8 protein-coding genes are annotated in these 9,651 nt (G+C 70.7%); 3 read left to right on the top strand and 5 right to left on the bottom strand.

All coding sequences use genetic code 11. From position 1 onward, the window contains the following. Positions 1-126: 126 nt before the first annotated feature. From RT282_RS16520 to RT282_RS16510, 3 genes are read right to left on the bottom strand one after another with little or no spacing between them, the layout of a single operon-like run. Positions 127-792, bottom strand: coding sequence for a nitroreductase (locus RT282_RS16520; RefSeq protein WP_313316045.1), 666 nt, complete (start codon positions 790-792; stop codon positions 127-129). 11 nt (positions 793-803) lie between these two features. Beyond that, the gene (gene cysE, locus RT282_RS16515; RefSeq protein WP_313316044.1) at positions 804-1,598 is read right to left on the bottom strand and encodes a serine O-acetyltransferase; all 795 of its coding nucleotides are present in this window, start codon (positions 1,596-1,598) and stop codon (positions 804-806) included. Between the two features lie 25 nt (positions 1,599-1,623). Then, positions 1,624-2,409 (bottom strand): RNA methyltransferase, encoded by a 786-nt coding sequence (locus RT282_RS16510; protein ID WP_313316042.1) that lies wholly within the window; start codon positions 2,407-2,409, stop codon positions 1,624-1,626. A gap of 151 nt (positions 2,410-2,560) precedes the next feature. On the opposite strand from RT282_RS16510, the gene RT282_RS16505 reads away from it, so the two are divergent. The 3 genes from RT282_RS16505 (at position 2,561) to RT282_RS16495 (ending at position 6,667) form a co-directional block, all read left to right on the top strand. Next, positions 2,561-3,523 carry an inositol monophosphatase family protein gene (locus RT282_RS16505; protein ID WP_313316040.1) on the top strand — a complete coding sequence of 321 codons (963 nt, stop codon included), beginning with the start codon at positions 2,561-2,563 and terminating at the stop codon, positions 3,521-3,523. A 177-nt stretch (positions 3,524-3,700) separates the two neighbouring features. Beyond that, positions 3,701-5,551, top strand: a complete 1,851-nt coding sequence (locus tag RT282_RS16500) for a gamma-glutamyltransferase family protein (protein ID WP_313316038.1) — start codon at positions 3,701-3,703, stop codon at positions 5,549-5,551. A gap of 96 nt (positions 5,552-5,647) precedes the next feature. Then, positions 5,648-6,667 (top strand): Ldh family oxidoreductase, encoded by a 1,020-nt coding sequence (locus RT282_RS16495; RefSeq protein WP_313316037.1) that lies wholly within the window; start codon positions 5,648-5,650, stop codon positions 6,665-6,667. Between the two features lie 5 nt (positions 6,668-6,672). Here the strand turns inward: RT282_RS16495 and RT282_RS16490 are convergent, their stop codons facing one another. Further along, entirely contained in the window at positions 6,673-7,878 is a 1,206-nt protein-coding gene (locus RT282_RS16490; protein ID WP_313316035.1) for a multidrug effflux MFS transporter, read from the bottom strand. A gap of 83 nt (positions 7,879-7,961) precedes the next feature. Further along, complete coding sequence (locus RT282_RS16485) at positions 7,962-9,608, bottom strand: acyl-CoA synthetase (RefSeq protein WP_313316033.1); 1,647 nt, start codon at positions 9,606-9,608, stop codon at positions 7,962-7,964. Positions 9,609-9,651: the final 43 nt, after the last annotated feature.

Here is a 9,651-nt window from a genome sequence, read left to right as displayed (position 1 = left end):
GCAAGAAAAGGAGGTCGCCCGCCGGGGCGAGACCCGGCCAGCGACATCAAAAAAAACCTCAAGGCCAAAACGGCCCCAGCCCTTACCCAGCAAGTGCAAGAAGCTACAAAACCAATAGCACAACCCTCAGCCCGAGAACCCCCGCAACTCCCCCCACTCCCGCCAATCCGCCCGCCCCGCCACCATGGCATTCACCGGCGCATCCACATCCTCATACCCCAGCGCCACCCCGAAAGCCACCTGGTAAGGCGCAGGCACCTGCAGCATCCGCTGCACGGTCGCCGCATGCCCGCGCCAGAACCCCTGCGCACAGGTCGCCAGCCCGTGCTGCACGGCGAGCAGCATCAGCGACTGCAGATAAATGCCCAGGTCGATCCACTGCGCCGCCCCCATGCGCTCGTCGATGCACACCAGCACCCCCACGGGCGCCCCGAAGAACTGCCCGTTGCGCGCGAACTGCTGCATGCGCCCGGCCTTGTCCTCGCGTGCCAGGCCCAGGCTGCGGTACAGGTCCTCGCCATTGGCAAAGCGGCGCGTGCGGTACGGCTCCCACAGGTTGGGGGGATAGTGGTAGTGGCTCGGGTTGTGCTCCGGCTCGGCGGCGGCCACGGCGGCCAGCAGCTCGCGCAGGGACTCGCCGGCCAGGGCCAGCACGCGCCAGGGCTGCAGGTTGCCGCCGGATGCGGCCTGGCCGGCCTGCTCCAGCAGGGATTGCACCAGGGCGGCGGGCGGCGCCTCGGGTAAAAAGGCGCGCACCGAGCGGCGCCGGCGCAGGGCCTCAGATACGTCCATGGCGGCTGCCCTCACTTGCCAATGATGTCGTTCAGCTTCGCCGCCTCGAACTGCTCGCGTGTGGCGGCCTCGCGCGGCACGCAGTCGCCCGCGTGCTGGCCGGCGGAGAGCTTTTCGATGGCACGCCACAGCAGGGCGATCTGGTGCTCCTGCGCGCCAGCGGAGTCGATCAGGCCGCGCATGGCCTGGGTCAGCGGATCTTCCTGCTGGGGGGCCACGCCGTAGGCGCTGAACTTGGGCGCCCCGTCCTCGCCCTTGTGCGATTCGGTCACGTCGGCGCTCTGGCCTTCCTTGCTGGGGATGATGCGCGCCGGGATGCCCACGGCCGTGGCCCCGGCCGGCACGGGTTTGATGACCACGGCGTTGCTGCCGATCTTCGCGCCGTCACCCACCTCGAAGCCGCCCAGGACCTTGGCGCCGGCGGCCACCACCACGTCGCGCCCCAGCGTCGGGTGGCGCTTGGCGCCCTTGTACAGCGACGTGCCGCCCAGCGTCACGCCGTGGTAGATGGTGCAGCCGTCGCCCACCACCGCGGTCTCGCCGATCACCACACCCATGCCGTGGTCGATGAACACGCCGCGGCCGATGGTCGCGCCCGGGTGGATCTCGATGCCCGTGAGCCAGCGCGAAACGTGCGAGATGAAGCGCCCCAGCCAGCGCAGACCCCGCCCCCAGCACCAGTGCGCGGGCCGGTGCAGCCAGATGGCGTGCAGGCCGGGGTAGCAGGTGACGACCTCCCAGCGGCTGCGCGCAGCGGGGTCACGGTCAAGGATGCACTGGATGTCGGAGCGCAGGCGGGAGAGCATGGAAGGGGGTTAGAAAAACGGCCGGTCAGTCTAGCCGCTTGCGCCGCGCGGCCTCGGCCATGGATTTGGCGACACCGCGCAGGATGTGGATTTCCTCCACCGTGGGCTGGGCGCGGTTGAACAACTGATTCAGCCGCGGCATCAGCTTCTTGGGCGCGGCCGGGTCGAGAAAGCCGATGTCTGCCAGCGCCTGCTGCCAGTGGGCCAGCATGCCGGCCAGCTGGGCGGCGTCGGCGCGCTCGCCCTGTGGGGCGCTGGCCGGCGCGTCGAAGCCGCCCAGCGCCTGGCGCCATTCGTAGGCGATGAGCTGCACGGCCGCCGCCAGGTTCAGTGAGCCGAACTGCGGATTGGTGGGAATGGACAGCGCCACGTGGCAGCGGTAGACGTCCTCGTTGGCCATGCCGAAGCGCTCGCAGCCGAAGAGGAAGGCCACGCCGCGCTCTGATGAATTCATTGCCAAATCGGCTTCCACCCCTTGCTGCTCTTGCGCTGGCAGCTCCTGATTCAGGAGCACCTCGAAGTGCGCGCGCGGCGTGCGCGTGGGCGGGCCGAAGTCGCGCGGCGTCATGGCCGTGGCGCACAGGTGGGTCATGCCCTGAAGCGCCTCGTCCAGCGTGGCGACGATGCGCGCGTTTTCCAGCACGTCCAGTGCACCGCTGGCGCGCTGGATGGTTTCCTCGCGGCGCAGCACATTGGGCCAGCGCGGCGCGACCAGCACCAGGTCGTGAAAGCCCATGGTCTTCATGGCGCGGGCGGTGGCGCCGACGTTGCCGGCGTGGCTGGTCTGGATCAGGACGAAACGGGTGTGCATGGCGGGCGATTGTCGCCGCGCCGCCTGCAGGGCCGGGCGCGGCTCGGTAGAATCTCGCCCTTTGCGAAGCCGTATCGCCGGCCTTCGCCTCTTGCGGCCCTGCACCTTGCCAGCGCGCCGCCCCACCGCTCCTTCGTCACCTGCCAGCCCCATGTCGTCCAATCTGCACCCCATGCTCAACGTGGCCATCAAGGCCGCACGCGCCGCCGGCGCCATCATCAACCGCGCGGCCCTCGATGTGGAGGCGGTGCGCATCTCGCAAAAGCAGATCAACGACTTCGTGACCGAGGTGGACCAGGCCAGCGAGCAGGTCATCATCGAGACGCTGCTCGGCGCCTACCCCGGCCACGGCATCCTGGCCGAAGAGTCGGGCAGCGAGCACGGGGCCAAGCATTCCGACTTCCGCTGGATCATCGATCCGCTGGACGGCACCACCAACTTCATCCACGGCTTTCCGGTCTACTGCGTCAGCATCGCCCTGGCCGTGAAGGGCCGCGTGGAGCACGCCGTGGTGTACGACCCCACGCGCAACGACCTGTTCACCGCCACGCGCGGGCGCGGCGCCTTCCTGAACGACCGGCGCATTCGCGTGTCCAAGCGCACGCGGCTGGGCGAATGCCTGATCTCCACGGGCTTTCCCTTCCGCCCGGGCGACAACTTCAAGGCCTACATGCTGATGATGGGCGACGTGATGCAGCGCACCGCCGGCCTGCGCCGCCCCGGCGCCGCCGCGCTGGACCTGGCCTACGTCGCCGCCGGCTACACCGACGGCTTCTTCGAGACCGGCCTGTCCATCTGGGACGTGGCCGCCGGCAGCCTGCTGGTGACCGAGGCCGGCGGCCTGGTGGGCAACTTCACGGGCGAGGCCGACTTCATGGAACAGCGCGAATGCCTGGCCGGCAGCCCGCGCATCTATGGCCAGCTGGTGGGCCTGCTGGGCAAATACAGCAAGTTCGCCGGCGCCGGCGACAAGGCCGCCGTGCGCCAGGCTCTGGATGCCGACACGCCCGCCGACGCCGAGCCGCAGCAGCAGGAAGCCAACGCCGACGAAACCGCGCCCGCCGATGCCGGCGATTGCGCTGAGGGCGGCAAGGCCGACGCCACCAACTCCTGAAATCATAGCTACTCACGCTTGCTGCACAAGGCCTGCAGGCGTTTTTAACACTCATTCCTGAATCCCGCCGCAGGCGCGCGGCGGGCGTTCCCGCATGTAACAGCGGCCTGGGCCTGCCGGGCCGGCCGCTACCATGCCCCGGCGAACCATCACCGGACGACGAAGGAAGGAGACCCCATGCACCACCGCCCCGCCCGCACTGCCCGCAAAGCCGCCGCCCTGGCGGCTGCCCTGGCCGCCGCGCTGCTGACCGGCTGCGCCAGCGGCCCGGGCGCCCGCAGCATCGGCTACCAGGTGCCCGACCAGCCCGAGGGCGCGTCCGGTTACACCGAGAAGCCCGGCTGGGCCACGCAGCGCTTCGCCGTGGCCGCCGCCAACCCGCTGGCCACCGACGCCGGCTACCAGGTGCTCAAGGCCGGCGGCTCGGCGCTGGACGCTGCCATTGCCGTGCAGATGGTGCTGGGCCTGGTGGAGCCGCAGTCCAGCGGCGTGGGCGGCGGCGCCTTCCTGCTGCACGCCGCCGGCGACAAGGTGGATGCCTGGGACGGGCGCGAAACCGCCCCGGCGGCGGCCAACGAAAACCTTTTCATCGGCGCCGATGGCAAGCCCTTGCCCTTCCACGACGCGGTGGTGGGCGGGCGGTCCGTGGGCGTGCCGGGCGCCGTGCGCATGCTGGAGCAGGCGCACAAGGAGCACGGCAAGCTGCCCTGGGCCACGCTGTTCGAGCCGGCCATCACCCTGGCCGAGCAGGGCTTCAAGGTCAGCGCGCGGCTGAACGCGCTGCTGCAGAACGAAAAATACCTGGCGCAGGACCCGGCCGCGCGCGCCTACTTCTTCGATGCCGACGGCAAGCCCTGGCCGGTGGGCCACACCCTGAAGAACCCCGAGTTCGCCGCCGTGCTGCGCGCCATTGCCAGCAAGGGGTCCAAGGCGCTGCTGGAGGGCGAGGTGGCGCAGGCCATCGTCGCCAAGGTGCGCGGCCACGCCACCAATCCCGGCCCGCTGAGCCTGGCCGACCTAGCCGGCTACCAGCCCAAGAAGCGCCAGGCACTGTGCTCGGACTACGCCGTGGCCACGCAGCAGTACCGCATCTGCGGCTTTCCGCCGCCCAGCTCGGGCGCCGTGGCCGTGGGGCAGATCCTGGGCATTCTGAAGAACACCGACGCCGCCGCCCTGCCGCTGCAGGATGTGGCCGGCCAGCCCGGTGTGCAGCTGCCCTCGGCCGAATGGCTGTACCTGTACAACGAGGCCGCGCGCCTGGCCTTTGCCGACCGCGCGCAGTACCTGGCCGACCCCGACTTCGTCGCCCCGCCCGCCGGCAGCTGGATGAGCCTGCTGGACTCCGACTACCTGGCCAGCCGCGCCAAGCTGATCGGCAAGGACAGCATGAAGACCGCCCAGCCCGGCAGGCCCGGCGCCGTGGCCACGGCTTTCGCGCCCATGCCCGACCAGCCCGAGTACGGCACCAGCCACATCAGCGTGGTCGACGAGAGGGGCAACGCCGTGGCCATGACCACGACCATCGAGGACCAGTTCGGCTCGCGCCAGATGGTCAAGGGCTTCTTGCTGAACAACGAGCTGACGGACTTCAGCTTCGCGCCCAGGGACGCCAGCGGGCAGCCGGTGGCCAATCGCGTCGAGCCGGGCAAGCGTCCGCGCTCGTCCATGGCGCCCACGCTGGTCTTCAACAAGGCCAACGGCCAGCTGCTGATGAGCGGCGGCAGCCCGGGCGGCGCCCTCATCATCCATTACGTGGCCAAGACGCTGTATGGCGTCTTCAACTGGGGCCTGACGCCGCAGCAGGCCATCAACCTGCCCAACTTCGGCAACCTGAACGGCCCCACGCTGCTGGAGGAAAAGCGCTTTCCGCCCGCCACGGTGCAGGCCCTGCGCGAGCGCGGCGCCGAGGTGCGCGAGCTGAACATGACCAGCGGCCTGCAGGCCATCACCCGCGGCGAGGCGCACGGCAAGCCGCTGTGGCTGGGCGGCGCCGACCCGCGCCGCGAGGGCGTCGTGATGGGCGACTGAGCCGGGCACCGCCTGGCGCCGCTTTAAATTTTTAATGAAAATCGGCTCAAACCCTTGTCCATCAAGCGCCAGCAGCTACCGATTGAATAGCAAGACATGAGCAACGAAACCCCACTGCGCATCCCCTTCGGGCAGCTGCGCGACACCCTGTCGCGCATCTTCGAGCGCCACGGCACCAGCCCCGAGGTGGCCGCTCTGCTGGCCGACAACTGCGCCAGCGCCGAGCGCGACGGCGCGCACAGCCACGGCGTGTTCCGCATCCCCGGCTACCTGAGCACCCTGGCCAGCGGCTGGGTGGACGGGCGCGCCGTGCCCCAGGTGCAGGACGTGGCGCCCGGCTTCATCGCCGTGGACGCGCGCAACGGCTTCGCCCAGCCGGCCTACGCCGCCGCGCGCGAGCTGCTGGTGGCGAAGGCGCGGGCCAACGGCATCGCGCTGCTGGCGATCCGCAACTCGCACCACTTCGCCGCCCTGTGGCCCGACGTGGAACCGCTGGCCGAGCAGGGCCTGGTAGGCCTGGCCCTGGTCAACAGCATGGCCTGCGTGGTGCCGCACGGCGGCACGCGGCCGCTGTTCGGCACCAATCCCATCGCCTTTGCCGCGCCGCGCGAGGGCCACCCGCCCTTGGTCTTCGACCTGGCCACCAGCGCCATGGCGCACGGCGACGTGCAGATCGCCGCCCGCGAGGGGCGCCAGCTGCCGCCCGCGCACGGCGTGGACGCCGCCGGCCAGCCCACCTGCGACCCGCGCGCCGTGCTGGACGGCGGCGCCCTGCTGCCCTTTGGCGGGCACAAGGGCTCGGCCCTGTCCATGATGGTGGAGCTGCTGGCCGCGGCGCTCACCGGCGGCAACTTCTCCTTCGACTTCGACTGGAGCGGCCACCCCGGCGCGCAGACCCCGCGCACCGGCGAGCTGATCATCGCCATCGATCCGGCCAAGAACGCCGGCCGCTCGTTCGCCCAGCGCTGCAACGATCTGGTGGACGCCATGGCCGACGCAGGCCAGCAGCGCCAGCCCAGCCAGCAACGCCAGCGCCAGCGCGCGCAGTCGCTGCGCGAAGGCGTGCCCCTGCCCGCCGCCACCTGGGCCGAGTTGCAGCGCCTGGCCGGCGTCTGATTGAATCAGCCGCGCTCGCGGCGCAGCGCGAACTGCAGGCAGGCCTGGCCGGCGAGCGCTGCGCCGAACAGCAACCCGGCCGAGGCCATGGCCGGGTTGCTGCCCCAGCCCACCATGGCCGTGAACAGTGCGCCCAGCGCCATCTGCGTGAAGCCGTAGAGCCCGGCGGCCGAGCCCACGCGGCGCGCATCCACCGCCATCACCCGCGCCAGCGCCGCCGGGCTGGCCAGGCCGGCGCCCAGGGCAAAGCCCACCATCAGCCCGATGGCCGCCTGCAGCGTCAGGTGGCCCGTCAATTCCAGCAGCAGAAAACCCGCGGCGCAGGCCACGCTGATCCCGTTGCCGCCCAGCAGCAGGCGGCTGACGTGCACGCGCTGCGCCAGCCGGCTGGCCAGCATGCTGCCCGCGGCCAGGCCCAGCATGACCACGGCCAGCGAGATGCCCACGTCGCGCAGCGGCCGGCCGAGCTGCTCGGTGATGATGAAGGGCGCGGCGGCGATGAAGGCATAGGACGAGGTGGTGGCGCAGCTGCCGCCCAGCGCGTAGCCCAGGAACCTGGGCGAGCGCAGCAGCGCCGCGTAGTCGCGCGCCAGCGCGGCCGGGCGCACGCTGCCCAGGGGCGTGCCGGTCTCGGGCACCCTGCGCCAGGCCAGCACCAGCGTGACGGCGCCGCCCAGGGTAAGCAGCGCGAACACCGCACGCCAGCCGGCCAGCGCCACCAGGCCCGAGCCCAGCAGCGGCGCCAGGCCGGGGCCGACCATCATCATCAGGTTGAGCAGCGCCAGGGCGCGCACCGCCTCGCCGCCCGGGTGCGTGTCGCGCACCATGGCGCGGCCCAGTGCCAGGCCGGCGCAGCCGCCCAGCGCCTGCACCAGCCGCGCGGTCACCAGGAACGACACGCTGGGCGCCAGCATGGCCGCCAGGCCGCCGACCAGATACAGCGCCAGCCCGGCAAGCAGCATGGGCCGGCGGCCCAGCGCGTCCGACAGGGGGCCATACACCAACTGCCCCAGCGCCAGACCGGCAATGTAGGCCGTGATGGTGCCCTGCACCGCCGCGCTGCCCACCTGGAAGTGCCGCGCCGCATCCGGCAGCGCCGGCACGAACATGTGCATGGCCAGCGTGCCGCTGATGGTGACCAGGGCCAGCAGCCACAGCGGCGGTGGAGCGCCGGTGGCGGTGGATGAAGCGGCGAGGGGGCGAAGAGGCATCGGGCGCGAGGGCCGTGCAGGCCCAACGCGCGATTATTGGGGTTTAGGGCAAACCCTGCAGGAACCGCCCGGGCAGCGGCCGCTCAGCCGTCGATCGCCGAGGCCGACCCGGCCTGCCGGCGCAGCTCGAACTTCTGGATCTTGCCGGTGCTGGTCTTCGGTAATTCGCCGAAGACCACGGCGCGCGGCACTTTGAAGCCGGCCAGGTGCTGCTTGCAGTGCGCCACGATGTCTTCGGCCGTCACCTCGGCGCCGCTTTTCAGCTCGACGAAGGCGCAGGGCGTCTCGCCCCATTTCGGGTCGGGCTTGGCCACCACGGCGGCGGCCAGCACGGCCGGGTGGCGATACAGCACATCCTCCACCTCAATGGAGGAGATGTTCTCGCCGCCGGAGATGATGATGTCCTTGCTGCGGTCGCGGATCTTGATATAGCCGTCCGGGTACTGCACGGCCAGGTCGCCCGAGTGGAACCAGCCGCCGGCAAAGGCCTCCTCGGTGGCCTGGGGGTTCTTCAGGTAGCCCTTCATGGTGATGTTGCCGCGGAACATGATCTCGCCCATGGTCTCGCCGTCGTGCGGCACGGGCTGCAGGGTTTCGGGGTCCAGCACCTCGGCCGAGCGCTGCAGGTGGTAGCGCACGCCCTGGCGGGCGTTCAGCCGGGCGCGCTCGCCGATGTCCAGCCGGTCCCAGGCCTGGTGCTTGGCGCAGACGGTGGCCGGGCCATAGACCTCGGTCAGGCCATAGACGTGGGTCAGGTCGAAGCCCAGCCTTTCCATGCCCTCGATCATGGCGGCCGGAGGCGCGGCGCCCGCCACCATGGCCTTGACGCCGGCGGGCACGCCCTCCTTCATGGCGGCGGGCGCGTTGACCAGCATGCCCTGCACGATGGGCGCGCCGCAGTAGTGCGTCACACCATGCTCGCGGATGGCGTCGAAGATGGCCTGCGCCTCCACGCGTCGCAGGCAGACGTTGACGCCGGCGCGCGCCGCCACCGTCCACGGGAAGCACCAGCCGTTGCAATGGAACATGGGCAGCGTCCACAGGTACACGCTGTGCTTGGGCATGTCCCACTCCAGCACGTTGCTGATGGCGTTGGTGTAGGCCCCCCGGTGGTGGTAGACCACGCCTTTGGGGTTGCCGGTGGTGCCCGAGGTGTAGTTGAGCGCGATGGCATCCCATTCATCGCCCGGTAGCTCCCAGGCGAAACGGGGATCGCCCGCGGCCAGGAAGTCTTCGTAGCGGGTGCCGCCCAGGGGCTGGGCGCTAGGGCCGTAGAGGGTGTCCTCCAACTCGATGACCAGCATGGGCGCCTGGCTTTCGCGCAGCGCCAGCGCGCGGGCCATGGCCGGGGCGAACTCCGGGTCCACGATGACCGCCTTGGCCTCGCCGTGGTCCAGCATGAAGGCGATGGCCTGCGGGTCCAGCCGGGTGTTGAGCGTGTTGAGCACGGCTCCGGCCATGGGCACGCCGAAGTGCGCCTCCACCATGGGCGGGGTGTTGGGCAGCATCACCGCTACGGTGTCGTTCTTGCCGATGCCGGCCGCGCGCAGGCTGCTGGCCAGCTGCCGGCAGCGCGCATAGGTCTGCGCCCAGGTCTGGCGCAGGGCGCCATGCACGATGGCCAGGCGGTCGGGGTACACCTCGGCCGTGCGCTCGATGAACGACAGCGGCGTGAGCGGCGCGAAGTTGGCGGGGGTAGCAGGCAGGTGCTGGTCGAAGATGCTGGTCATGTCGTACGTGGCAAAGGCTGTGTACCAGTGGCGGATTACAGCA

Origin of the sequence: Pulveribacter sp., assembly GCF_032079985.1 — a bacterium.
Lineage (GTDB): Bacteria > Pseudomonadota > Gammaproteobacteria > Burkholderiales > Burkholderiaceae_C > Melaminivora.
Note: the sequence above shows the minus strand (reverse complement) of the source record. Positions and strands in the feature narration are given on the sequence as shown.